Source organism: Bacillus sp. NPDC057893 (assembly GCF_042796455.1).
GTDB lineage: Bacteria > Bacillota > Bacilli > Bacillales > Bacillaceae_G > Bacillus_A.
In genome coordinates, this window is the sequence record NZ_JBHVNG010000006.1 from 124,832 (window position 1) to 147,993 (window position 23,162).

At 36.1% G+C, this 23,162-nt stretch carries 24 protein-coding genes, 1 pseudogene, 1 riboswitch and 1 other annotated feature; of the genes and pseudogenes, 21 read left to right on the forward strand and 4 right to left on the reverse strand.

All coding sequences use genetic code 11. From position 1 onward, the window contains the following. The first annotated feature begins 19 nt into the window (after window positions 1-19). Window positions 20-121: riboswitch (TPP riboswitch) on the forward strand. Window positions 122-223: 102 nt separating this feature from the next. The 12 genes and pseudogenes from ACFVQC_RS23075 (at window position 224) to ACFVQC_RS23130 (ending at window position 7,334) form a co-directional block, all read left to right on the forward strand. After that, window positions 224-544, forward strand: coding sequence for an MTH1187 family thiamine-binding protein (locus ACFVQC_RS23075; protein WP_000082898.1), 321 nt, complete (start codon window positions 224-226; stop codon window positions 542-544). Continuing rightward, on the forward strand, window positions 516-1,289 hold the full coding sequence (locus ACFVQC_RS23080; protein ID WP_377891121.1) for an ABC transporter permease: 774 nt from the start codon (window positions 516-518) through the stop codon (window positions 1,287-1,289). Before ACFVQC_RS23075 ends, ACFVQC_RS23080 begins: the two co-directional genes overlap by 29 nt. Then, window positions 1,286-2,284 carry an ABC transporter substrate-binding protein gene (locus tag ACFVQC_RS23085; RefSeq protein WP_377891123.1) on the forward strand — a complete coding sequence of 333 codons (999 nt, stop codon included), beginning with the start codon at window positions 1,286-1,288 and terminating at the stop codon, window positions 2,282-2,284. Before ACFVQC_RS23080 ends, ACFVQC_RS23085 begins: the two co-directional genes overlap by 4 nt. Further along, window positions 2,281-3,030: an ABC transporter ATP-binding protein gene (locus tag ACFVQC_RS23090; RefSeq protein ID WP_377891125.1), complete on the forward strand. Its 750-nt coding sequence runs from the start codon at window positions 2,281-2,283 to the stop codon at window positions 3,028-3,030. Before ACFVQC_RS23085 ends, ACFVQC_RS23090 begins: the two co-directional genes overlap by 4 nt. Then, window positions 3,027-3,209: pseudogene (locus tag ACFVQC_RS23095) on the forward strand (P-loop NTPase family protein); the annotation flags it as partial. The gene ACFVQC_RS23090 and the pseudogene ACFVQC_RS23095, both read left to right, overlap by 4 nt. A gap of 624 nt (window positions 3,210-3,833) precedes the next feature. Further along, the gene (locus ACFVQC_RS23100) at window positions 3,834-4,205 is read left to right on the forward strand and encodes a DnaJ family domain-containing protein (protein ID WP_377899368.1); all 372 of its coding nucleotides are present in this window, start codon (window positions 3,834-3,836) and stop codon (window positions 4,203-4,205) included. Window positions 4,206-4,215: 10 nt separating this feature from the next. Then, window positions 4,216-4,530, forward strand: a complete 315-nt coding sequence (locus ACFVQC_RS23105) for a thioredoxin family protein (RefSeq protein WP_002113668.1) — start codon at window positions 4,216-4,218, stop codon at window positions 4,528-4,530. Between the two features lie 13 nt (window positions 4,531-4,543). Further along, complete coding sequence (locus ACFVQC_RS23110) at window positions 4,544-4,792, forward strand: hypothetical protein (protein ID WP_377891130.1); 249 nt, start codon at window positions 4,544-4,546, stop codon at window positions 4,790-4,792. A 111-nt stretch (window positions 4,793-4,903) separates the two neighbouring features. Next, window positions 4,904-5,023, forward strand: a complete 120-nt coding sequence (locus tag ACFVQC_RS23115; protein ID WP_377891132.1) for a histidine kinase — start codon at window positions 4,904-4,906, stop codon at window positions 5,021-5,023. A 107-nt stretch (window positions 5,024-5,130) separates the two neighbouring features. Next, window positions 5,131-5,712: a TetR/AcrR family transcriptional regulator gene (locus tag ACFVQC_RS23120; RefSeq protein WP_377899369.1), complete on the forward strand. Its 582-nt coding sequence runs from the start codon at window positions 5,131-5,133 to the stop codon at window positions 5,710-5,712. 66 nt (window positions 5,713-5,778) lie between these two features. Beyond that, complete coding sequence (locus ACFVQC_RS23125; RefSeq protein WP_377899370.1) at window positions 5,779-7,026, forward strand: MFS transporter; 1,248 nt, start codon at window positions 5,779-5,781, stop codon at window positions 7,024-7,026. A gap of 56 nt (window positions 7,027-7,082) precedes the next feature. Further along, window positions 7,083-7,334 carry a helix-turn-helix transcriptional regulator gene (locus tag ACFVQC_RS23130; protein ID WP_377891139.1) on the forward strand — a complete coding sequence of 84 codons (252 nt, stop codon included), beginning with the start codon at window positions 7,083-7,085 and terminating at the stop codon, window positions 7,332-7,334. Window positions 7,335-7,405: 71 nt separating this feature from the next. Here the strand turns inward: ACFVQC_RS23130 and ACFVQC_RS23135 are convergent, their stop codons facing one another. Both ACFVQC_RS23135 and ACFVQC_RS23140 read right to left on the reverse strand, forming a co-directional pair. Continuing rightward, the gene (locus ACFVQC_RS23135) at window positions 7,406-8,689 is read right to left on the reverse strand and encodes an MFS transporter (RefSeq protein ID WP_377899371.1); all 1,284 of its coding nucleotides are present in this window, start codon (window positions 8,687-8,689) and stop codon (window positions 7,406-7,408) included. 108 nt (window positions 8,690-8,797) lie between these two features. Further along, window positions 8,798-10,111, reverse strand: a complete 1,314-nt coding sequence (locus ACFVQC_RS23140; protein ID WP_377899372.1) for an alkaline phosphatase family protein — start codon at window positions 10,109-10,111, stop codon at window positions 8,798-8,800. 154 nt (window positions 10,112-10,265) lie between these two features. Between ACFVQC_RS23140 and ACFVQC_RS23145 the strand changes: the two genes are divergently transcribed. Together ACFVQC_RS23145 and proS are read left to right on the forward strand one after the other, a co-directional pair. Beyond that, window positions 10,266-10,559: a YesK-like family protein gene (locus ACFVQC_RS23145; protein ID WP_377899374.1), complete on the forward strand. Its 294-nt coding sequence runs from the start codon at window positions 10,266-10,268 to the stop codon at window positions 10,557-10,559. Between the two features lie 93 nt (window positions 10,560-10,652). Further along, window positions 10,653-10,857 (forward strand) — a binding site (T-box leader). Window positions 10,858-10,904: 47 nt separating this feature from the next. Then, the gene (gene proS, locus ACFVQC_RS23150; protein WP_377899375.1) at window positions 10,905-12,335 is read left to right on the forward strand and encodes a proline--tRNA ligase; all 1,431 of its coding nucleotides are present in this window, start codon (window positions 10,905-10,907) and stop codon (window positions 12,333-12,335) included. 115 nt (window positions 12,336-12,450) lie between these two features. On the opposite strand, the gene ACFVQC_RS23155 is transcribed toward proS, so the two are convergent. After that, window positions 12,451-13,512: an LPXTG cell wall anchor domain-containing protein gene (locus ACFVQC_RS23155; RefSeq protein ID WP_377899376.1), complete on the reverse strand. Its 1,062-nt coding sequence runs from the start codon at window positions 13,510-13,512 to the stop codon at window positions 12,451-12,453. A 207-nt stretch (window positions 13,513-13,719) separates the two neighbouring features. Between ACFVQC_RS23155 and ACFVQC_RS23160 the strand changes: the two genes are divergently transcribed. The 7 genes from ACFVQC_RS23160 to ACFVQC_RS23190 all read left to right on the forward strand — a co-directional run bounded on the left by ACFVQC_RS23160 (window position 13,720) and on the right by ACFVQC_RS23190 (window position 20,301). After that, complete coding sequence (locus tag ACFVQC_RS23160; protein WP_002010221.1) at window positions 13,720-14,598, forward strand: ROK family protein; 879 nt, start codon at window positions 13,720-13,722, stop codon at window positions 14,596-14,598. A 128-nt stretch (window positions 14,599-14,726) separates the two neighbouring features. Beyond that, window positions 14,727-15,323 (forward strand): TerD family protein, encoded by a 597-nt coding sequence (locus ACFVQC_RS23165; RefSeq protein ID WP_002063647.1) that lies wholly within the window; start codon window positions 14,727-14,729, stop codon window positions 15,321-15,323. A 26-nt stretch (window positions 15,324-15,349) separates the two neighbouring features. Continuing rightward, complete coding sequence (locus ACFVQC_RS23170) at window positions 15,350-15,934, forward strand: TerD family protein (RefSeq protein WP_002063648.1); 585 nt, start codon at window positions 15,350-15,352, stop codon at window positions 15,932-15,934. Window positions 15,935-16,014: 80 nt separating this feature from the next. Next, window positions 16,015-16,593: a TerD family protein gene (locus ACFVQC_RS23175; RefSeq protein ID WP_002063649.1), complete on the forward strand. Its 579-nt coding sequence runs from the start codon at window positions 16,015-16,017 to the stop codon at window positions 16,591-16,593. A 73-nt stretch (window positions 16,594-16,666) separates the two neighbouring features. Next, the gene (locus ACFVQC_RS23180; protein ID WP_002139507.1) at window positions 16,667-17,458 is read left to right on the forward strand and encodes a TerC family protein; all 792 of its coding nucleotides are present in this window, start codon (window positions 16,667-16,669) and stop codon (window positions 17,456-17,458) included. 110 nt (window positions 17,459-17,568) lie between these two features. Beyond that, window positions 17,569-19,200, forward strand: coding sequence for a YceG family protein (locus tag ACFVQC_RS23185; protein ID WP_377891151.1), 1,632 nt, complete (start codon window positions 17,569-17,571; stop codon window positions 19,198-19,200). Between the two features lie 18 nt (window positions 19,201-19,218). Then, window positions 19,219-20,301, forward strand: coding sequence for a toxic anion resistance protein (locus ACFVQC_RS23190; RefSeq protein ID WP_002113709.1), 1,083 nt, complete (start codon window positions 19,219-19,221; stop codon window positions 20,299-20,301). Between the two features lie 102 nt (window positions 20,302-20,403). Here the strand turns inward: ACFVQC_RS23190 and ACFVQC_RS23195 are convergent, their stop codons facing one another. Continuing rightward, a complete protein-coding gene (locus tag ACFVQC_RS23195) occupies window positions 20,404-23,070 on the reverse strand; it encodes a cation-translocating P-type ATPase (protein ID WP_377899377.1) in 2,667 nt (888 codons plus the stop codon). Window positions 23,071-23,162 lie beyond the last annotated feature (92 nt).

Below are 23,162 nucleotides of genomic sequence, written 5' to 3' on the forward strand. Positions count from 1 at the left end.
TCATGCTACAATGAAAACGAATTAAGAACCGGGGAGCCAATTGGCTGAGAGGATGTAAGTATACATCGACCCTCAACCTGATCTGGATAATGCCAGCGTAGGGAGTTACTTTAAAGTGATGTAGCATAAGTTATTATAGAATAACTTGTATACAAGGCTTTCCTACATGGTAGGAAAGCCTTTTCTTTTTTTGGAAACCATATTTTGTAAGGGGGATTTTATTATGTCACAACAAGTTACAATTTCATTTTCAGTAGTACCACAAGCGAAGAACAAAGATGTGTATTCCGTTGTTGATAAAGCAATTGAAGTTGTACAACAGTCGGGAGTTCGTTATGAAGTAGGGGCAATGGAAACAACGTTGGAAGGAGAATTAGATGTACTTCTTGACGTCATTAAACGCGCGCAACAAGCTTGCGTCGATGCTGGAGCAGAAGAAGTGATCACTTCTATTAAAATTCACTATCGTCCAAGTACGGGCGTAACGATTGACGAAAAAGTTTGGAAGTACCGTGATGAATATGCAAAACCAGAAGCGATCTAAAATAATCACAACAGTTTGGCTTATCCTTCTCATTGTTATATGGGAAGGATCTGTTTCATTATTTAAAATTGAGCCGTGGATTTTACCGAAGCCGTCTGCAATTGTGCAAGAGTTAATTGGAATGAAAGATTTACTATTACCGAATACAGTGCAAACGTTACAGGAAGTAATAATTGGGTTATTTTTTGCAATTTTACTTGGGACGAGTATTGCTATCATTATGGATGTCATCCCTTTATTTCGGATTTTAATGAATCCGTTGCTCGTTATTTCGCAAACAATTCCAATCGTTGTGCTCGCACCATTATTTATTATTTGGTTTGGGTACGGAATGTTGCCAAAAGTAATGGTCGTTATTCTTGTTTGTTTCTTCCCAATTGCGCTTAGCATTTTAGAAGGCTTCCAAACGGTAGATAAAAATATGCTGAAGTTGTTACAAACGATGAAGGCGACAAAGTGGCAAATTTATCAGAAAGTAAAATTTCCAGCGGTGCTCCCGTACTTTTTCTCAGGTTTAAAAATAGCTGTTACATATAGTGTGATGGGAGCGATTATTGGGGAATGGCTTGGAGCGAGTGAAGGATTAGGAGTTATGCTGACAAGAGCGACAAAATCCTTTTTAACAGCTCGTGTATTTGGTGTTGCAGCGATTATCGTCATGGTGACATTATTCCTGTACTTTATTGTTGAATTTATGGCAAGAATAACAGCACCATGGATATACAGAAAGGGCGGCAGAAAATGAAAAAAGGTTTGAAAATTATGTTAGCTGCATTATTAGCAGTTGGTGTTGCCGGATGTAATACGGCGAAGAAAGAAGAGAATACAAGCAAAGAAAAGAAAGTGAAAGTCGTTTTAGATTGGTTCCCGAATACAAACCATACTGGTTTATACGTAGCGAAGACGAAAGATTATTATAAAAAACAAGGATTAGATGTAGAAATTATTCAACCAGGTGATAATGTTACAGCGGAACAAATGATAGCTTCAGGAAAAGCTGATTTTGCAATAAGTGCACAAGAAAATGTAACGTTAGCTCGTGTTGAAGGTATTCCTGTTGTATCTGTAGGAGCGATTATCCAGCATAATACTTCAGCTTTTGCATCACTTAAAAAAGATAATATGATGTCACCAAAAGATTTTGAAGGTAAACGTTACGGCGGCTGGGGAGGACCAGCGGAAGAGGCGACGTTAAAGACAATTATGGATAAACATCAAGCTGATTTTAATAAAGTCGAAAAAATTATTCTTGGACAAACAGACTTCTTCAAATCAATTGGCCGCGATGCAGACTTTGAATGGATTTATTACGGATGGGATGGAATTGAAGCGAAGCGTCAAGGAAAAGAGTTAAATGCAATTATGGTGAAAGACTTAGATCCAGCGCTCGATTTCTATAGTCCTGTTATTATTACAAGTGAAAAACATACGAAGCAAGATAAAGATTTTGTGAAAAAGTTCATGACTGCAACGACAGAAGGTTATGATTTTGCAATTAAAGAACCGAAAGAAGCGGCGGATATTTTAATTAAAGCTGTTCCAGATGTGAATAAAGAATTAGTACAAGAAAGCCAAAAGTGGTTAAGTACAAAGTATCAAGATGATGCAAAAGCGTGGGGAGTACAGAAGGAAGAGATTTGGACAAATTACATGAATTTCTTATATGACAACAAAGTTATTAAAAAGAAAATTGATGTAAAAGATGCCTTTACAAATGAATTCCTTCCAAGTGAAAAATGAGTGGATTACAAATAAAAGATATTGTAAAAGCTTTCGATGGAAAGAATGTATTAGAAAATATTAGTGCTTCTATACAAGAGGGAGAGTTTGTCTCTTTTGTAGGTCCGAGTGGTTGTGGGAAAAGCACATTGTTAAATATGATTGCGAGTGTTGAAGAGCCAACGAATGGAGAAGTGTTTTATAACGAGGAGCATGTAAAAAAACAAGATGTTGTTAGTTATATGCCGCAACAAGATTTATTACTGCCGTGGCGATCGGCTTTACAAAATATTGTTCTTCCATTGGAAATCGAAGGAAAGCCTAAAAAACAAAGGCTGACAGAAGGAATGGAAGCATTAAAACAGTTTGAGCTAGATGAATATGCAGACCATTATCCAGAGGAGTTATCAGGTGGAATGCGTCAAAGAATTAGTTTCCTTCGCACATATTTATGTGAAAAGCCCATTATGCTGCTTGATGAGCCTTTTGGAAAACTAGATGCATTTACAAAAATGGAAGTACATAGTTGGCTCTTAAACTCTTGGCACCAAGAAAAGCAGACAATTGTTATGGTTACACATGACTTAGATGAAGCAATTTTGCTTTCTGATCGCGTATTTATTTTATCTCAAAGACCGGCATCAATTGTTGGAGAGGTACAAGTGAAATTACTTAGGCCGCGAACGATGGATATGTTAACATCGCTGGAGTTAAAGAAGGATAAGGAAGAAATTTTAAGAGTATTGGCTCCTTACATGAAAAAATAGAAAAAGCTGATGTTTTAATTTTAGATGAACCAACTAATCATTTGGATACAGAGACTAAGACGGCTTTACAGGAAGCGTTAAAACAATATAAAGGTACGGTTTTAATTGTTTCACATGAGCCATCTTTCTATGAAGCATGGATAACGAAAATATGGAATATAGAAGAATGGAACGTTTAACAATATGAATAAAGAAAAGGCATTAGCTTTTATGAGCTAATGCCTTTTCTTTGTGATTAACATGATTTTCAAGAACTCTTACGAGAGAATTGTATGAAAAAGCACTCTTATGGTGCGCTTATAAGCGTACCATAAGAGTGCTTTTTCTTTGGTTATATTTATAATAATACTAGATGCCTTTCCCTAATAGGCTACTATCTTTCTTTATATATATAGATAGTTTGAAATGGAATAAAAATGATTCCTATATGTAAAGGATAATGTGATTAGTATGGGAAGACAATAGAACTTAAAAGGAATTCATGTAAACTTCAGATGAACTTCACATAAACTTCATATTGTAAACCGAATATAATTATAATAGGTTATTATAATATCTATTTTCAATTTTTCGCAAAATTAGAAGTTTGGCGGGGGTTCTTGTGATTTCGTCATCGATTGTAATGGATTTACGAGAAGGGATATCACCGTTTTTTATACATTAGTAATTTCATAATGATTATTTGTGTTCGAGTATCGTTTAAATAAACTTGGGAAAATTGTATGAAGTCAATCTTGAATGACATAGCAGGATGATGAAATTTCATGTAAAATAATAGTAAAAATATGTAAAGGAGGGATAGTGTGGATGTGTTTTTGAACATTGCTGAGGAAAAAATTCGTCAAGCAATACGGGATGGTGATCTTGACAATATTCCGGGACAAGGAAAACCACTACAATTAGAAGATCTTTCAATGGTACCTCCAGAATTAAGAATGAGTTATAAAATCTTGAAAAATGCAGGGATGATTCCACCAGAAATGGAAATGCAAAAAGATATATTGAAAATAGAGGATTTAATCGCTTGTTGCTATGATGAGGAAGAGAGAAAGAAATTACAAGAAGAGTTAACGGTAAAAACGCTGCGATTTCAGCAGTTAATGGAAAAGAGAAAGGTTAAAGATAGTTCAGCATTTCATATGTATCAAGATAAAGTATTTCGTAAATTACGTTAAGAGGGATAAGATGAGTAAATTTGAAACGATAGAAGAATTAGCAACATATATTGAAGAACAACAATTAGTACTTTTGTTTATTAAAACGGAAAATTGTGGTGTTTGTGATGTCATGTTAAGAAAAGTAAACTACGTATTAGAGAATTATGATCACGTAGAGAAAGTAGAGATATTACTACAAGACATGCAAGAGATTGCAGGGCGGTATTCAGTACTTACAGGGCCGACAGTTTTATTATTTTATAATGGGAAAGAAATTCTTCGTGAATCGCGCTTTATTTCACTTGAAAATATTGAGAGAGTACTTCAGTTGTTAGAAAAATAAGGGAGGTTTTTATATGGGGTTTGTTATAGCGGCATTACTATTTTGTGTTTTAATTTGGATGATTGCAGCATCAGTTAGATCAAATAAACGAAGAGTAAATCTTACTAAAAAGAGTAATACACATAGTACGTCTAACAGCTCATCACCATCATTTTTCTTTGCTGGATCTGATAGTGATAGTTCACATGATGGTGGCTCGCATGATTGCGGAGGATCTTTTGGCGGAGATAGTGGAGGTAGCTGCGGTGGTGGCGGGGATTGATGAGAATACGCCTTATATGGGCGTATTTCTTTTTAAACAAACGTTTGATTAGTTGGCTTACATATACATAACACCAGTTAAACAAACGTTTGTTTAAATTTTATAAACGTAATGAGGGGAAGGGGATCGAAAGTAAAAAACAAAGGGAAAGTGGCATTATTCATATTAGTTGCTGGAGGTGTATTTCTTGTTAAAACCGGGATTGAATTTGGAGCAATACATTTCAGTTGAGTTTGGTTTGAAAATACATTTTCTTAAATAAGGGATATAGCCTCTTGCGATAGAGGTTTTTCATTTGTTATTATTAGACTGAACGGTCGGTTTAGTGAGGTGTGAATATGAGAAGAAGTGCAGAAGAGATAAAGAAAGAAATTGCATATAAAGCAGAAAGTCTGTTTTCACAAAAAGGTTATGCAGCTACATCTATGGAAGATATTTGTGAAGTTACAGGGCGAAGTAAAGGAAGTATTTATTATCACTTTAAAAGTAAAGAAGAATTATTTTTATTTGTAGTGAAACAGCATACGTATGATTGGCTTGAGAAATGGAATGAAAAAGAGAAGTTGTATGTTACTAATATTGAGAAATTATATGGTCTCGCAGAATATTACGTAGAGGACATACAGCAACCAATTTCAAATGCAATAGAGGAATTCTCTATGAGCCAAGTTGTAAGTAAAGAGATTCTGGATGAACTGTTAGCTTTAACTAGAGAATCATATGTTATGTTTGAGAAATTAATTGAAGCAGGCATACGGTCTGGAGAGTTTCGTGAAGAGAATACGCGCGATTTGATGTATATTGTGAATGGATTATTATCGGGGCTTGGAGTACTTTACTACGAATTAGATCATAAAGAGCTGAAACGTATCTATAAAAAGGCAATAGATGTATTGTTACAAGGGATGGCATCTGAATAATAAGTCAGCTGCTTTTCTTACAAAATAAATTAGACCGAACGGTCGGTTTATAAGGGAGGAATGAAAATGAACGCTTTATTTAAAAACCGAGCATTTATGCTCGTTATGGCATCTGATATTTTACAACAATTTGCAATTTGGATCAGAAATATGGCTCTTTTGTATTTTATTATGGAGCGAACGAATAATGATCCGGTTTCAGTTTCTTTATTGTCGGTTATGGAATATGCACCAATTTTTATTTTTTCATTCATCGGTGGTGCATTAGCAGATCGCTGGAATCCGAAGAGAACGATGGTTGCTGGAGATGTATTAAGCGTACTATCTATTATAGGGATTTTCTTGTTGTTAAAGCTTGATTATTGGCAGGCTATATTTTTCGCAACACTCGTTTCCGCAATTGTAGGTCAGTTTTCTCAACCGTCATCTTCACGTATATTTAAGCGTTATGTAAAAGAAGAACAGGTAGCGGGTGCTATTGCATTTAACCAAACGTTACAGTCGTTATTTATGATTTTCGGACCAGTTGTAGGGTCAATTGTGTATACACAACTTGGTTTATTTACGTCACTATATAGCTTGATCATTTTATTTTTGTTATCGGCTATTGTCCTTTCGTTTTTACCAAAATGGGTTGAACAAGAGCAAGCAGTGAGAGGGTCATTAAAAAATGATATAAAAGAAGGATGGAAATACGTTCTTCACACGCGAAATTTACGTATGATTACAATTACTTTTACTATTATTGGTTTAGCAGTCGGATTAACGAACCCATTAGAAGTATTCCTTGTAATCGAACGTTTAGGCATGGAAAAAGAAGCTGTTCAATATTTAGCAGCAGCGGATGGAATAGGTATGCTAATCGGTGGTATTGTTGCTGCAGTTTTCGCTTCAAAAGTAAATCCGAAAAAGATGTTTGTATTTGGTATGAGTATATTAGCAATCTCATTTTTAGTCGAAGGGGTGTCTACATCATTTTGGGTTACTAGTTTGATGCGATTTGGAACAGGTATTTGTTTAGCCTGTGTCAATATCGTTGTCGGTACGATTATGATTCAACTTGTACCAGAAAATATGATTGGAAGGGTAAATGGGACAATTTTACCACTGTTTATGGGTGCAATGCTAATTGGAACTTCACTAGCTGGGGGATTGAAGGAAATGACTTCACTAGTTATTGTATTTTGTATAGCGATGTCATTTGTTTTATTAGCGATTGTACCAGTTTTACGCATGAAGATAAGTGAAAATATTATAAATAAAGAAGAAGACGCAAATCAAAAGGAGTTAACCAATTCTTTAATTTCGAAATAGGTATCGTGAGGGAGCATGTTTGCTTCCTTTTTCTATGGAAATCTTTTGACAATGAAATGTACCAACTATATACTGATGTTGTAAAAATGATTTTACAGGTTAGGAGAAACGGTGTGAAAAATCAAATCTATGAATTACGCACTGAAAAGAATATTTCACAAGGTGCATTAGCTGATAAGTGTAACGTATCAAGACAGACGATAAATGCAATTGAGAATAATAAGTATGATCCAAGCTTAGCGCTAGCATTCCGGTTAGCAGAAGTATTAGGAACAACTGTCGATAAACTATTTTTGTACAGGCTGTAGAGTTTTTAATTGTACGACGTTATCGTTAAAAATAAAAAAGATCCTCTTCTCGTTTGAAGAGGATCTTTTTCTTATATTGTTTTAGTTTTCGGATTAGGTGGTGTAACGGACGTATCATTTTCAGGTACTCTAGTTAATAAGAATCCGCCGATAATAAATAGGACAATAATACTAAGGACACCAGCGTTCGTTTTTCCTGTTAATTGTGTTGTGACACCTACTAATACTGGACCCATAATTGCTGCGAATTTACCAAAGATATTATAAAACCCGAAGAATTCATTTGCAGATTCTTTCGGTACTAGTTTTGCGAAATAAGAACGGCTAAGTGCTTGAATCCCGCCCTGAGAAGTAGCAACCAGCATTGCTAAAATCCAGAAATCTAGTGTCGTTTTTAAGAAATAAGCATATGTGCAAATAATGATATAAATAATAATACCGACATATAGCATTTTTTTACCGGTAAATGTTTCCGATAGTTTTCCATATAATAAAGCGAATGGACAAGCGACAATTTGTGTTACAAATAAGATGACTAATAGATTAGTTGCACTAATGCCGAGATCTGTTCCGTAAGCAGTAGACATAGTGATAATTGTATCTACCCCGTCAATGTAGAAAAAGTAAGCTATTAGGAACATAAATACAGTTTTATATTCTTTAATATTTTTAAAAGTATTAGCAAGGCGCTTGAAGCTCATTACAATTGGTCTTGGATGGCGTTCAATATAGTGTGTTTGCTCTACATTTTTTAGCATTGGAATTGTAAATAGTCCCCACCAAAGAGCTGTTATTGCGAAAGAAATTTGACTAGCAATGCCGACTGATAAGGGGATAGTTCCTTTTTGAGCAAGAATAATAAGAGCAATACAACCGATAAAAGGAATTGTGCTCCCAATATAACCTAATGCAAAGCCTCTTGTAGAAATTCGGTCCATTCTATCTTTAGATGTAATATCTATTAAAAATGCATCATAAAAAATATTTGCTCCAGCAAAGCCGACTAATGCGAGCATATAGCATCCTAGTAATAAGTACCACTGAGATGTTGGAACAACTGCTAGCATACTTGTAAATATAATACCAAGCCCAAAGAAGAATGTGAAAAATCGTTTTTTAAATCCTTTATAATCAGCAACTGTACCGAGAATAGGAGCGAGTATAGAAATTAAAAGTGTAGCGAACGAGTTTGCATATCCCCAATAGGCTGTTGAAGTTGCACCAGATAATCCAGCTTCTTTTGCAGCTGCTTTAAAGTAAATTGGAAATAATGCAGTTGTAATGACGAGCGAATATACCGAGTTTGCCCAATCATATAATATCCAGCTTTTTTCTTGTCTGGACATTTTTTTCATATAATGTTCCCCCTTAAATTTGTTCTACTATCAGTGTACAAAAATAAAAATTGTAAAAAGAGAAACAGTGACGATTTTTACATAACTTTTACATATATACACAGTTCTTTACAATTGAAGTAAATCCTCTACAATTGCTCCGTCTGTTTCACCTAAGTGCAAACCGAGTAACCTAGCAATAGTGGGACCTTCATCAATCAGTCTCATATACGGGATTGTAACGCTACTTTGAATGCCTCTCCCAGCAGCCATAAAAATTGTTTCATAGTTAGGTTTTGTTGGGGAATATCCGTGTGTTCCAAATGTATATTTCTTACTAGAAGTAACATCCTTTTTAGTAATTTCTTTTATGAAATCACCTGTATAATTTTCAATGAAGTAATAACCTTCCATGGCTTCTAGCATAAATAAGCAATTACCATCAGCACCACGTTCTTTTGCATCTTCATCGTGCAGAATAAATTCAATTCCATTTTGTTTATCTTGAAGAAGCCCTTCAAGAAGAAGTTGAATCTCTTTAATCGTTTCAGTATCATTTTTATCTTTTACATGTACGTAGGCAGATCCATCACAGCTTTGGCAATAAGCTTTCCAATCTAGTAACTTTCCACTTTTATTTACGGATATAAGTCCTTTTTGACGGAATAGGACATTTAATTGGATTGCTTTGTTTTCACTTAAAGCGCTATGGTCGCCAAGTGCAATAATTGTACTTTCTTCGTATATCCCGCTTTCGTTTAATGCGTGAATAATTTTTCCAAGGCGTTCGTCGTGTCTATGGATTGCAGCTACTGTTTCCTCGGACTCGAAGCCATGGTAATGCCTTTGAGTGTCTAAATCAGTAAAATGTACAAACATAACATTAGGCTTTTTCGTCTGAATTGTATGTACGGCAGAAGCAAGGACGAAATCATCAAGCTCAGGCTGTGACAATCCATTTCGTATATGGCCGAAGCGACGATTTAAATCTAATTGATATAGCGGGCTACCGCTAAATAATGAAACTAAAATTTGATTTTGCCACGGTCTATTTGGAAAAATTTCTGGTAAATTGTAATCGATATTTGCTCTTCCAGTAACAGGCCATAGAAGGGCTGCTGTCGTTAAATTTGCTTTGCGTGCTTCATCATATAAAGTTGTTCCTTTAATGGACTTTCGATACCAATGCCAATCTGGTGACTCACGTCCTGGTTGAAGTAATGTATTGCTGACAACACCATGCTTATTAGGATAATTACCGGTTACGATTGTTGAGTGGCTTGGATATGTTACAGAAGGATAAATTGGCTCCACTTTTTTCGCAATCGCGCCCCTTTTTATTAAAGTTTGGAAATTAGGTAGTTTTTGTAATATAGGAAAATCTAAAGCTGATAAGCAGTCGAAAGATAAAATAATGACGTGATTTGTTAATGCTTTATCCATAAAGTTTCCCTCCTGATCATATAAAACCTATTCTTATATATTACTATTAATACCTGGTAATAAAAATATATTTCCGAATAAAATTTTATTGTTTATTTTCAGAAAAATTAAACATATAATAAGTATAAGGGAATGAATGGAAGGAGGGAATACCATGAATTGGTTAGATGGATTTGGTATCTTTTACATCATTGGTGGGGTCACGATTCTCCTTGTATTTTTTATGTCATATTTACTAAAGAAACGTTTTCCAGACAAACAGTTTGATATTATATTTGCACTTAGTTTAGTACTTCTTTGTTTAGCTTTCTTTCCTGTAACAATGATCGCTATTGGTGGATGGGAAGGAATGGGATACGGATTTATTTGTTTCTTCGTTTTAATTGGTACACTAATTGGCATGGTGGCTCATCAACTTGTAAAAATAGTTCGGAAAAGTTATGTATAAAACAGTAATAATTGAAAAGAATGTATAAAAATAAGAAAATTCTCACTTGTTTTGAAATGAAATTTATATTATGATATTCAACAAATTTATTTCGTTATAACGATGAAAAAGGACTAGTACATGTCTTACCTTTTTGCAGAGAGAGAATCCTTTTGGCTGGAAGATTCTTAAAAGACGATATGGAACCTACCTTTGAGTTCTGCATATGCAGCGGGAAATTCCCGTTATCAAAAAGAGAGCATATACAATTTTTGTGTATGAATCAGGGTGGTAACGCCGGCAAAGCTCGGTCCCTATTTAGGGGCGCGGGCTTTTTTGTATTTTCTAGAAGGAGGAAGACTGACTATGGCAAAAGAACAAGTGCAAGCCATTACAAAGATGGAAGAGGACTTTGCGCAGTGGTATACCGATATTGTAAAAAAAGCTGAACTTGTTGATTATTCAAGTGTAAAAGGGTGTATGATTCTGCGTCCGTACGGTTATGCCTTATGGGAGAATATGCAGAAAGTAATGGATGAAAAGTTAAAAGAATCTGGCCATGAAAATGTGTATATGCCAATGTTCATCCCAGAGAGTTTATTACAAAAAGAGAAAGATCATGTTGAAGGGTTTGCTCCTGAAGTAGCATGGGTTACTCATGGCGGGGATGAGAAATTGGCGGAAAGACTTTGTGTACGCCCTACATCTGAAACTTTATTTTGTGAGCATTTTTCAAAAATTGTTCAATCATATAATGATTTACCAAAATTATATAACCAGTGGTGTTCAGTAGTTCGTTGGGAAAAAACGACGAGACCATTCCTTCGTACAACTGAATTTTTATGGCAAGAGGGTCATACGATTCATGAAACGGCAGAAGAATCTCAAATTGAAACATTAAATATTTTAAATCTATATGCTGCTTTTTGTGAAGAGTATTTAGCAATTCCGGTTATTAAAGGGCAAAAAACAGAAAAAGAAAAGTTTGCAGGAGCGAAGGCAACTTATACGATTGAAAGTTTAATGCATGATGGAAAAGCACTTCAAACAGGAACATCTCATAATTTTGGAACGAATTTCTCAGAAGCATTTGATATTAAGTTTTTAGATCGTAATGGTAAGTGGCAATACGTACACCAAACATCTTGGGGTGTATCAACAAGAATGATAGGTGGACTTATTATGGTCCATAGTGATAATAACGGACTTGTAATGCCGCCAAAAGTCGCTCCAGTACAAGTTGTTATTGTACCTATTGCTCAGCATAAAGAAGGTGTGTTAGAAAAAGCAACAGAGTTACAAGGACGTATTCAGAAGGTTGCGCGTGTAAAAATAGATGCTAGCAATAAAACACCGGGCTGGAAATTTAATGAGTATGAAATGAAGGGAATTCCAATTCGATTAGAAGTTGGTCCAAAGGATATTGAAAAGAATCAAGTTGTACTTGTAAGAAGAGATACGAAAGAAAAAGAATTTATATCAATGGATCAAGTAGAAGAACGCATTCCATCATTACTTGAGGAAATTCATCATTCTTTATTTAATAAAGCAAAAGTATTTCGCGATGAGAATACGTATAGTGTGACGAATTTCGAAGAGATGAAAAAAGCAGCTGATGAAAAGCAAGGATTTATTAAGGCGATGTGGTGTGGAGAACTAGCTTGTGAAGAGAAACTAAAAGAAGAAGTTGGAGTATCTTCACGCTGTATGCCTTTTGAACAAGAACATTTATCTGGCGAATGTATTTGCTGTAGTAAAGAAGCAAAGCACATGGTCTATTGGGGAAAAGCGTATTAATACTCTTTCTGATAGATGCCAAAAGGACTTTGGGTTGCATAATAAACTGCAATCCAAAGTCCTTTTTAGTTTTATATTGGTTTCATGTATTTTTTAGATGGAAGGATGTTGGTCTTTATTTTGCATTTTTACGGCGAATAAACAATAACATACCAATTAGGAATGTTGAAAGTCCCATTAAAATAGATGCAGGATAATGCGCTGCAGTATTAGGTAACTTATCACCTTGTTTTGTCGCATTATCTTTTACGTTACCACCTTGTGAACTGCTATCGCCTTTAACTCGATTGCCCTCTTGAGAGCCTTTGCCATCTTGCGAACTACTATCGCCCTTAACTCGATTACCATCAGAGCCGTTGCCACCAGAGCCATGTCCGCCAGAACCGTTGCCACCAGAGCCATGTCCGCCAGAACCGTTGCCACCAGAACCGTTGCCACCAGAACCACTACCGCCAGAACCACTGCCACCAGAACCGTTGCCACCAGAGCCATGTCCGCCAGAACCACTGCCACCAGAACCGTTGCCACCAGAGCCATGTCCACCAGAACCGTTGCCACCAGAACCACTACCGCCAGAGCCGCTACCGCCAGAGCCATTGCCACCAGAGCCATGTCCGCCAGAACCACTGCCGCCAGAACCGTTGCCACCAGAACCACTGCCGTCAGAACCGTTGCCACCAGAACCATTGCCACCAGAACCACTGCCGTCAGAACCGTTGCCACCAGAACCACTGCCACCAGAACCACTGCCACCAGAACCATTGCCACCAGAACCACTGCCGTCAGAACCGTTGCCACCAGAACCACTGCCACCAGAACCATTGCCACCAGAACCGTTGCCACCAGAACCACTGCCGTCAGAACCACTGCCGCCAGAACCATTGCCACCAGAACCATTGCCACCAGAACCGTTGCCATCAGAGCCGTTGCCGTCAGAGCCACTGCCGTTAGAACCATTGCCACCAGAACCGTTGCCACCAGAGCCACTATCGTCCTGAGAACCATTGTTTCCTGGAGGTTTATTATTATCTTTTGAATTACCTTCTGCTAAATTATCGTTATTTTGTACAATAGCGTTTGTTATTGGATGGAAATTTTCAGTTGCAGCATTACCAATATTTAAGCCACTAAAAAAGGATAAAGAAAGTGTTGATGCTAAAATGAATATTTTTGTCATTGTTTTCCTCCTGAAGAAAAAATTATTGTTCCATCTAAAATACACCCCTTTGTAATATTTCATAGGAAAAAGAGTTTTATGCAAAAAAAACTATATATAGAAAAAGGTGGTGTATTTCTAAAGGGAGAAAAGAGTTAATGTAAATTCCTTGCAAATAGTAGAGTGATGGAGAACTTATACTCATAACAGTAGAGGAAGTGGCAACGGATGAAAGAATATATTGCATTTGATATTGGTGGTACGCAAATTAAATATGGAATTGTTTCAGAAATAGGGGGAGTACTAATACATAAAAAGGTCTCAACAGAAATTCACTTGGGCGGGGAACAAATTGTTCAAAAGCTTATATATTTATCAAAAAAGTTAATGACTGAACATACTATTTCCGGAATTGGTATTAGTACAGCGGGAATTGTTGATATTGATAAAGGAGTTATAACGGGAGGTGTGGATCATATTCCGCATTATGCTAATATTTCTATTGTTGAGAGATTACAAGAAGTATTAAAAGTTCCTGTATCTATTGAAAATGATGTTAATTGTGCAGCCTTAGGCGAGAAATGGAAAGGTACAGGGAGGGGAGAAAGCGATTTTATTATGCTTACGCTTGGAACGGGCATTGGTGGAGCAATTGTTATAAATGGGGAGTTATACCGTGGACATTCGTTTGGAGCTGGGGAATGGGGGAACATGTTAATAGAAGGGAAAACTTTTGAGGAGGTTGCCTCAATTTCGGGATTAATTCATCTTGTACGAAGATATAAAGGTAAAAAGGAGTGGGATGGTAAAACAATTTTCGAATTATATGATAAGGGTGATAGCGGTGTTACTCAAGCCGTGAAGATTTTCTTTAAACATTTGGCGATTGGTATTAGCAATCTTGCTTATATTTTTAATCCGAAAATGATTATTATTGGTGGGGGAATTACTGAAAGAGGCGATGATTTCTTAAATGAAGTGAAGGAAGAGATAGGAACATACTTAAATCAAGAGATTTATAGTAATTGTGAGATTAAACTTGCGCAAAGCGGTAATTGTGCAGGAATGATTGGCTCTATTTACCACTTATTACATCAGTATAAATAAATATAGTATCTGTTTTCATATAATTGAGAATTTATCCTTTTTCTCATTAGATAAATAATGCTACAATATAAGAGAAGAATACAATGTTTTCCGATTCGGAAAATGCTTTGTAGAAAGGAAGAAACTTCATGCCTATTATTTTAGAAAAAGGTCAAAAAATCGATTTAACGAAAGGACAACCAAAAGTAGCAAAACTACAGGTTGGCTTAGGCTGGGATCCAATTGGGCAATCAGGTGGATTTCTGTCTTCGTTATTTGGAAGTAAACCAAATGTAGATTGTGATGCATCAGTTGTTATGTTAGAAGAGGATCGTTTTTTAAACAAAAATGATTTAGTTTACTTCGGAAATAAACTTTCTACTTGTGGTAGTATTATTCATTCAGGAGATAATTTAACAGGTGAAGGCGCTGGTGACGACGAAACAATTTTCGTAGAATTACATAAAGTTCCGAGCCGTATTAATCGTTTAGTATTCGTTGTAAATATTTATGACTGTGTAAATCGTCGTCAAGACTTTGGGATGATTCGCAATGCATATATTCGTATTCAAAACCCACAAACAGGTGAAGAATTAGCGCGTTATAACTTGTCAGATAATTATGCTGGCAAAATGACTTTAATTGCAGGTGAAATGTACCGACACGGAAACGAATGGAAGTTTTCAGCAGTTGGAGAAGGAACACAAGATAAAAACTTAAGTGAGATTGTATCACGTTACCAATAAAATAAACCAAGGAGGAATAGTATAATATGGCATCTATTTCATTGAAAAAAGGACAAAAGGTAGACTTAACAAAAACAAATCCAGGTCTTTCGAAAGTTCTTGTAGGACTTGGTTGGGATACGAATCGTTATGACGGACAAAATGATTTCGATTTAGATGTTAGTATCTTCTTAGTAGGTGCTAACGGTAAAGTTTCAGGTGCAGAGGATTTCGTCTTCTATAATAACCCAAAAGGTGCGAATGGTGCTGTAGAGCATTTAGGAGATAACCGTACAGGTGAAGGTGAAGGCGACGATGAAGCAATTAAAATAGACTTAAAAAATGTTCCTGCTAACATTGAGCGCATTTGTTTCACAATTACAATTTATGATGGAGAAGGCCGCAGCCAAAACTTCGGACAAGTTTCTAATTCTTTCGTACGTATTATGGATGAAGAAAAGAATGCAGAATTAATTCGTTATGATTTAGGAGAAGATTTCTCTATTGAAACAGCTGTAGTAGTAAGCGAATTATACCGTCACGCAGGTGAGTGGAAATTCAATGCAATCGGAAGTGGATTCCAAGGTGGATTAGGTTCTCTATGTAATAACTTTGGTTTAGATGTAGAGTAATAGATTTATATATCCATCAGTGAAACGCATATTTACTGATGGATATATTTTTTAAAATTAAGATATAGAGGTGAATATATATGGTTATTCAATTGCAAAAAGGACAGAAAATCGATTTAGCTAAAACAAGCCCAGGTTTATCAAGAGCAGTAATTGGTCTTGGATGGGATATTAAATCTTATGATGGTGGATCTGATTTCGATTTAGATGCATCTGCCTTTTTATTAGATGCGAACGGGAAATGCACGAAGGAAACTGATTTTATTTTCTATAATAATTTACAGTCTCCTTGTGAATCAGTTTTACATACAGGAGATAACCGTACAGGTGCAGGTGAAGGTGATGATGAGCAACTTGTTGTCGATTTGAAAAAGGTTCCAGCAGATGTTCATAAAATCGCTATTACAGTTACAATTTATGATGGAGAAGGCCGTAATCAAAACTTTGGACAGGTTGCAAATGCATTCGTTCGTTTAGCAAATGAAGAAACAAACGAAGAAGTTCTTCGTTTTGATTTAGGGGAAGATTTCTCCATTGAAACAGCAGTTGTCTTTTGTGAATTATATCGTCATAATGGACAGTGGAAGTTTAGTGCAGTAGGAAGTGGATTCCAAGGTGGATTAGGTGCGCTTGTAAGAGCGTATGGCTTGGATGCATAAGAAGGGAAACGGTATTCGTTTCCTTTTTTTGACCTTTCTATAAATCTAGCAAAGAATAGGGGATAAAGGTAAGATGAGTATTTTGCAAGGAATCCTTGATACGTATGCTCAGTTTTTCGACTTGGACATGTGGATTAAAGTGTTACAAGATCCAGTATCTTGGGGGTTAATAGGTACACTTGTTGTACTTGAAGGGTTATTATCTGCTGACAATGCACTTGTGTTAGCGGTAATGGTAAAACATCTTCCAGAAGAAAAACGAAAAAAAGCATTATTCTATGGACTTATTGGAGCTTATGTATTCCGTTTTATTGCAATTGGAATCGGAATGTTCTTAATTAAATTAGCATGGGTAAAAGTGTTAGGTGCACTTTACTTAGCTTGGCTATCAATTAAATACTTCATTGATAAACGAAAAGGTAATGCAGAAGAAGAGGAAGCTCATGGTATGAACCAAAATAGTATTCTCTTCAGAATGTTTGGTGTCTTCTGGGGAACGGTTGCGATGGTTGAGTTAATGGATATCGCATTCTCTGTAGATAGTGTACTTGCTGCATTTGGTGTATCGAATGAAGTTTGGATTTTACTATTAGGTGGAATGCTCGGTATTTTAATGATGCGCGGTATCGCTGGCGTATTCTTAAAATTGTTAGAGCGTATTCCAGAACTTGAAACGACAGCATATATTTTAATCTTAATTATTGCAGCAAAAATGCTATTGTCTGTCGTTCATATTGAAGTAAGTCATATGCTGTTCTTTATTATTTTAGTTATAGCGTTTGGAGCAACATTTATACTTCACTACATGAAGAATTCTGGACAAGCTAAAGAAGAAGTTGCAGCTACTAAAAATGAACATAAATAATTGAAATGGGTTTGCTCGTTATGCGAGCGCCCATTTTTTATAACTAAAAATAGTTTATAATAGAAGAGAGACTTTATAAAAAACGTAAATGTTTTTGGAGGTGAACTGTTGTGTTTTCACGTTTTACACTTCAACCATGTGCATTAAAAGATGAATCAGATTTAAAGCAATTTGAAGCGCCTTTAGAAAAACGCCCACAATACGAACTGACAGAGAATGAGATGAAATTTAGTTATATAGCAACTCGCATTCTTGGTGTTCCTAATGATGTAGATGAATATTTCAATGAGCTATTTGATTATAGTGAAGCAAAAGGGATCGAGGTTTTGCATGAACAAAATTTAAATAAGGTGATTGATCCCGAAAAACTGCGCCATATTCAAGAAGTTTTTGCATTACATCAAGAAGCGCCGAATGGACTTACAGTAAATAGGCTTGTAGCACATTTGTCTGGGAAACAACTATTACCGCAAGTAGACAATCCTGATTTACAGCATTATATACATACGACGTTTATTTCTATCTTGAAATTGTATGAGAAACAACATAATCAATCTTTAAAAACAGAAGGATTCCGGCGTTTCTTAATCGATATGATTAAATTAAGTGAAAATTACGTAGCGAAGTGGTTCTCTACGATTAATTATAAGAAACAAATGCCGCGTATCGTTTGGTACGGTGATGCGACGGAGAGTCGTATATATTTCTTATACTTTCTTATTATGCTCGGCTGCGATGTGCTTTATTATCACCCAGAAGGAAAAGATGGATTTGAGAGTGTAGATGAGGAAGGAAAGACCTTTGTCGTAGCACATTCAGGCCGTATTTCATTGGAACCATTTCCTGATCGGCGTCGTGAACGCGTCGCAACGGTAGCTTATCAAGCTTCAAAAGAAATCGAGCAAGTACTTCACCACGATAATTCATTATTATACAAACCGTGGCAATTCCGTTCGTATACACCTGTAGCCCGTACGCTCAAAACGACGTACGATGAACTTTTTTTAATTACGAAAGAAAAGGCATTTGTACGTCCAACATTCTTTGTTGAAAATAAGCATATTTATATTCCTTCTTTATTTGCAAAAATATCAGGTGTTTCAAAGAATGATAAAGAATATTTTCAGCGATTAAAGGCTGTTACATCATTTGATAACAGTTTCTTGATTAATACATTCCCGTTTACGAAAGAACAAAAAGCGAATTTCCAATATCATTATCGAGATGCATTGGACCGCGGGGGGAAGTTACATCCGGATTTAATTATGAACAGCCATTGGTGGCCACATAAGCGTTTACCAGAAGGATTACAACATGGTATTGCAGAAGCAATCATCCATACGTGTGAAAGTGGAATGTGTAAACCAATTGCGAAAGAGACGAAACAAGATGTAGCACTGTATGTTTTCGCACAACTCTCTCAAATACCACCGAACATTTTAGAGCAGCTTGAGAAATTTGATTATTCGCAAGAAGTACCGAAAATTGTTATATTTAATAATGAGAAGAGCGGAGAATTAAGTCGTTCTGATGCTGTGTTATTACTATTTTTAAATCAAATTGGAGTAGATGTATTCCACTTTAATCCAACGGGGAGAAACGATATTGAACCGTATATTGAATCAGGAGCATTTGATTCACATTGGCTTGAAGAAGTTAATTTCGATCTTGAATTTCATGGTTCATCAGCCTATAAAAATTTATCACAAACAATAAAAGGACTATTTCGTCCATTTTTATAAGGAAAGGGAGAATACCATATGAATAACCCAGTCGTACTAGATTCGAAAACAGAATTGAATGAGCAAACCGCACAAGATGTTCGCTTGCAGCTTAGACAAGATGCTGAAGTACAACGTATTTATAATGCAGTAGACATTAAAGACCAATTAGAATTAATCGAGCTTGGAAAAGAGCCTTCTATGGAGATTTCACGTTTCGCTGATCAAATTTTACATACAATGTCTTTATCGAAAGTAGAAGACTCTGGTGAATTATTAAAACAGCTTGGTAAAATTATGGACAGATTTGATAGTAAAGACTTTGCGGAAGAGAAAAGTGGTTTCTTCTCACGTATGTTCAAAAAAGCAGATAAAATGATTGAACAAATCTTTAGTAAGTATCAGACGATGGGTCGCGAAATGGATAAAGTATACGTAGAAATTACGAAGTATCAAGATGAAATGAAAAAATCAATTGGTACGTTAGATGGTTTATATGAGCAAAACTTAAAGTATTATTTAGACTTAGAAAAATACGTAGTAGCAGGAGAAATGTTATTAGAGCGTTTAAATACAGAGTTAGTTCCGATGTACGAAGAACGCATACGTAATAATGATCAGTTAGCAGGTATTGAATTAGAATCGCTTAAAAACTCTGTTGAAATTTTAGAACAACGTATTGATGATTTAGAAAAAGCACGTATGGTTGCTCTATTAACAGCGCCACAAATTCGTATGATTCAACGCGGTAACAATAAATTAATCGGTAAAATCAATACAGCATTTATTACAACGATTCCTATCTTTAAAAATGGTATCATTCAAGCGGTAAATGCGAAACGTCAAAAGCTTGTTGCGGACTCTATGGCTGAACTTGATCGCCGTACAAATGAATTACTTAAGAAAAATGCACAAAATATCGCAACTCAAAGTGTGGAAGTAGCGAGAATATCAGGTTCTTCTAGTATTAAGATGGAAACACTTGAGGAAACTTGGAACATTATTTCAAGAGGTATGCAAGAAACACAACAAATTGAAGAGCAAAATAAACGTGAGCGTGAAGAAAGTCGTAAGCGTATGGCTACATTAACAGAAAACATTAAAAAAGAATTACAAGGATAAACAAAAAGGCACTGAGGAATATTCCTCAGTGCCTTTTATTCGCTATTTGCCTGCTAATAATTAGTGGGGATGAACAAAATCCCCACTGATTCAAGTTGCACTTTATTTTCTCTTAAATAATTTAATGATTTCATTCACAACAAGCGGGATGATACTTAACAAAAGAACAAATCCCCAATCTCGCATTGTTAATGCATGCACACCAAATATATTGGCAAGAGGTGGGATGGAGATGATACACACTTGCATAAGAACACCGATTAGAAGTGAGAAGACTAAATATTTATTTGTAAATATCCCAATTGAAAAAATTGATTTCATTCTTGAACGTAAGTTAAATGAATGAACGAGTTGAGAAAAACTAAGAACGACAAATGCCATCGTTTGAGCGTGTAATAGAGCGTCTTCATCAATTTGATCTGGGAAGAGAGGAAATAAATTTGTATCTCCTGTATAGAGCTTTGCCCCGACGATAAAGGCTGTTAAAGTAAGAAGTCCAATTACAACCCCATTGAAAATAAGAAAAGGAACGCTGCCGCTAAATAAGCTTTCTTTCGCATGTCGTGGTTTGTCCTTCATCACATCTGGATCTTCAGGATCAACACCAAGTGATAATGCAGGCAGTGTATCTGTAATTAAATTTACCCACAAAATGTGAATAGGTCGTAGTGGTGTCGCCCAGCCAAGTAAAATGGCTAAAAATAAAGCGATAATTTCGCCGAAGTTACAAGAGAGGAGGAAGAGAATAGACTTTTTAATATTACGATAAATGTTTCTTCCTTCTTCAACAGCTTTCACAATAGATGAGAAGTTATCATCTGTTAAAACTACATCTGCTGCGCCTTTTGCGACATCTGTTCCTGTAATTCCCATCGCTACTCCAACATCCGCTTGTTTTAAAGAAGGAGCATCATTTACACCGTCACCAGTCATGGAAACGATATTTCCTTCAGCACGTAATGCTTTTACAATCTTCACTTTATGTTCTGGAGAAACCCTAGCAAAGACATTTAAGTGATTAATTTTACTTGCTAGCTCTGTATCTGAAATGTTATCTAATTCAGTTCCGATCATAATTTCAGATTTTTCTTCAGCAATACCAAGTTCTTTGGCAATTGCAAAGGCGGTATCCTTATGATCGCCAGTAATCATAACTGTGCGAATACCAGCTTTTTTACATTCTGTAATTGAATCTTTTACTTCTGTGCGTGGTGGATCAATCATACCGACAAGACCGATAAAGATGAGATTTTCTTCGAGGTGATTTATATCCACATCGTTTGAATCGTATCGTTTATATGCGAATGAAAGTACTCTTAAGGCTTCTTGCGACATTGACCCGGCAGCTTCTAATATTTGATTTTTATAAGAATCTGTTAGGACCTCCAGTTTATTATTTATAAAAATGTGGGTACAGTGAGGTAAAAGTTTATCAATAGCACCTTTCGTCATGCTATAGTAGCCTTCATCGTACGTATGTACAGTTGACATCATTTTACGATCAGAATCGAAAGGCAATTCGTTAACACGTTCATATTTATTTTCTAAATGATCTTTTTGAATGTTAAAAGAGCTTCCGGCAACAAGAAGGGCAATTTCTGTAGGATCCCCTGTTTGTGAGTCGGCACCGTAAGAGGCATCGTTGCATAAAACCATATTTTCTAATAATAGACGGTGTGCATCATTATTTACATTCAAATTTTCTAGCTGGTCGTATGTGCGATCACTATAAAAGTGAGTAACAGTCATTTTATTTTGAGTTAATGTACCTGTTTTATCTGAACAAATAATCGTGACAGAACCGAGAGCTTCAACAGCTGGTAGTTTACGAATGATAACGTTTTGTTTAATCATACGCTGAACACCAATTGCAAGAACGATGGAAACGATAGCTGGTAAGCCTTCTGGAATGGCTGCAACAGCTAAACTAATTGCGGTCATAAACATTTCTAACGTATCTCTTCCTTGTAAAAAACCGATGAGAAACATAGTAGCACAAATAGCTACAGCGACAAATCCTAAATATTTTCCTACCTGTGCTAAGCTTTTTTGAAGTGGTGTCATATCATCGTCTGCTTCATGTAAAAGGGTAGCGATCTTGCCAATTTGTGAGTTCATCCCAGTTTCAACAGCAACACCGACGCCACGTCCATACGTTACTAACGTCGACATAAATGCCATGTTTTTTTGATCGCCTAATGGTACTTGCTCATCACTTTGCATGGAAGGGTGGTAGACTGCATCTTTATCGACAGGGACAGATTCACCAGTTAGAGCAGATTCTTCAATTTTTAAATTCGCAGTTTCGATAAGTCGTAAATCGCAGGGGATATACCGCCCAGCATCAAGCATAACGATATCACCTGGAACGACGTGCTCAGATGGAATCTCTTTTAGTTCACCATCTCGCTTTACGATGGCTTTAGGTGTTGCCATTTTCTTTAGTGCCTCTAAGGCTTGCTCGGCCTTGGACTCTTGGATGACACCAATAACTGCATTTAAAATGACAACGAGTGCGATAATACTTGCATCTGCCCACTCTCCTACAAAGGCGGAAATAAGGGCAGCGATAATAAGGACATATACGAGGACGTCATTAATTTGGGCGAAAACACGCTGCCATAAAGTACGTTTTTGTTTGGTAGCTAATTCATTAGAACCATATTGCTTTAAACGTTCATTTACGTTTTCATCTGTTAAACCTTGCTGTTCATTTGTTTCTAGGTCGATTAATGTTTGATTTTTCGTCTTACTGTACCAATTGCTCATAAGTAAGCACCCCCAGTAAAAACAGTTAGCAATGGTAGTGTGGCAATTTTTTTAGAGTAGTATGTATGGAGAAAAAATCTAAGGTGAGGTTC

What these genes read in the sequence shown, in the direction of transcription:
- ACFVQC_RS23180 (WP_002139507.1), top strand. Translation starts at nt 16,667, where the DNA reads ATGAGTATTTTGCAAGGAATCCTTGATACGTATGCTCAGTTTTTCGAC.
- ACFVQC_RS23175 (WP_002063649.1), top strand. Translation starts at nt 16,015, where the DNA reads ATGGTTATTCAATTGCAAAAAGGACAGAAAATCGATTTAGCTAAAACA.
- ACFVQC_RS23140 (WP_377899372.1), bottom strand. Translation starts at nt 10,111, where the DNA reads ATGGATAAAGCATTAACAAATCACGTCATTATTTTATCTTTCGACTGC.
- ACFVQC_RS23165 (WP_002063647.1), top strand. Translation starts at nt 14,727, where the DNA reads ATGCCTATTATTTTAGAAAAAGGTCAAAAAATCGATTTAACGAAAGGA.
- ACFVQC_RS23090 (WP_377891125.1), top strand. Translation starts at nt 2,281, where the DNA reads ATGAGTGGATTACAAATAAAAGATATTGTAAAAGCTTTCGATGGAAAG.
- ACFVQC_RS23085 (WP_377891123.1), top strand. Translation starts at nt 1,286, where the DNA reads ATGAAAAAAGGTTTGAAAATTATGTTAGCTGCATTATTAGCAGTTGGT.
- ACFVQC_RS23110 (WP_377891130.1), top strand. Translation starts at nt 4,544, where the DNA reads ATGGGGTTTGTTATAGCGGCATTACTATTTTGTGTTTTAATTTGGATG.
- ACFVQC_RS23190 (WP_002113709.1), top strand. Translation starts at nt 19,219, where the DNA reads ATGAATAACCCAGTCGTACTAGATTCGAAAACAGAATTGAATGAGCAA.
- ACFVQC_RS23145 (WP_377899374.1), top strand. Translation starts at nt 10,266, where the DNA reads ATGAATTGGTTAGATGGATTTGGTATCTTTTACATCATTGGTGGGGTC.
- ACFVQC_RS23155 (WP_377899376.1), bottom strand. Translation starts at nt 13,512, where the DNA reads ATGACAAAAATATTCATTTTAGCATCAACACTTTCTTTATCCTTTTTT.
- ACFVQC_RS23135 (WP_377899371.1), bottom strand. Translation starts at nt 8,689, where the DNA reads ATGAAAAAAATGTCCAGACAAGAAAAAAGCTGGATATTATATGATTGG.
- ACFVQC_RS23195 (WP_377899377.1), bottom strand. Translation starts at nt 23,070, where the DNA reads ATGAGCAATTGGTACAGTAAGACGAAAAATCAAACATTAATCGACCTA.
- ACFVQC_RS23130 (WP_377891139.1), top strand. Translation starts at nt 7,083, where the DNA reads ATGTACCAACTATATACTGATGTTGTAAAAATGATTTTACAGGTTAGG.
- ACFVQC_RS23125 (WP_377899370.1), top strand. Translation starts at nt 5,779, where the DNA reads ATGAACGCTTTATTTAAAAACCGAGCATTTATGCTCGTTATGGCATCT.
- ACFVQC_RS23105 (WP_002113668.1), top strand. Translation starts at nt 4,216, where the DNA reads ATGAGTAAATTTGAAACGATAGAAGAATTAGCAACATATATTGAAGAA.
- ACFVQC_RS23170 (WP_002063648.1), top strand. Translation starts at nt 15,350, where the DNA reads ATGGCATCTATTTCATTGAAAAAAGGACAAAAGGTAGACTTAACAAAA.
- ACFVQC_RS23160 (WP_002010221.1), top strand. Translation starts at nt 13,720, where the DNA reads ATGAAAGAATATATTGCATTTGATATTGGTGGTACGCAAATTAAATAT.
- proS (WP_377899375.1), top strand. Translation starts at nt 10,905, where the DNA reads ATGGCAAAAGAACAAGTGCAAGCCATTACAAAGATGGAAGAGGACTTT.
- ACFVQC_RS23075 (WP_000082898.1), top strand. Translation starts at nt 224, where the DNA reads ATGTCACAACAAGTTACAATTTCATTTTCAGTAGTACCACAAGCGAAG.
- ACFVQC_RS23080 (WP_377891121.1), top strand. Translation starts at nt 516, where the DNA reads ATGAATATGCAAAACCAGAAGCGATCTAAAATAATCACAACAGTTTGG.
- ACFVQC_RS23120 (WP_377899369.1), top strand. Translation starts at nt 5,131, where the DNA reads ATGAGAAGAAGTGCAGAAGAGATAAAGAAAGAAATTGCATATAAAGCA.
- ACFVQC_RS23115 (WP_377891132.1), top strand. Translation starts at nt 4,904, where the DNA reads ATGAGGGGAAGGGGATCGAAAGTAAAAAACAAAGGGAAAGTGGCATTA.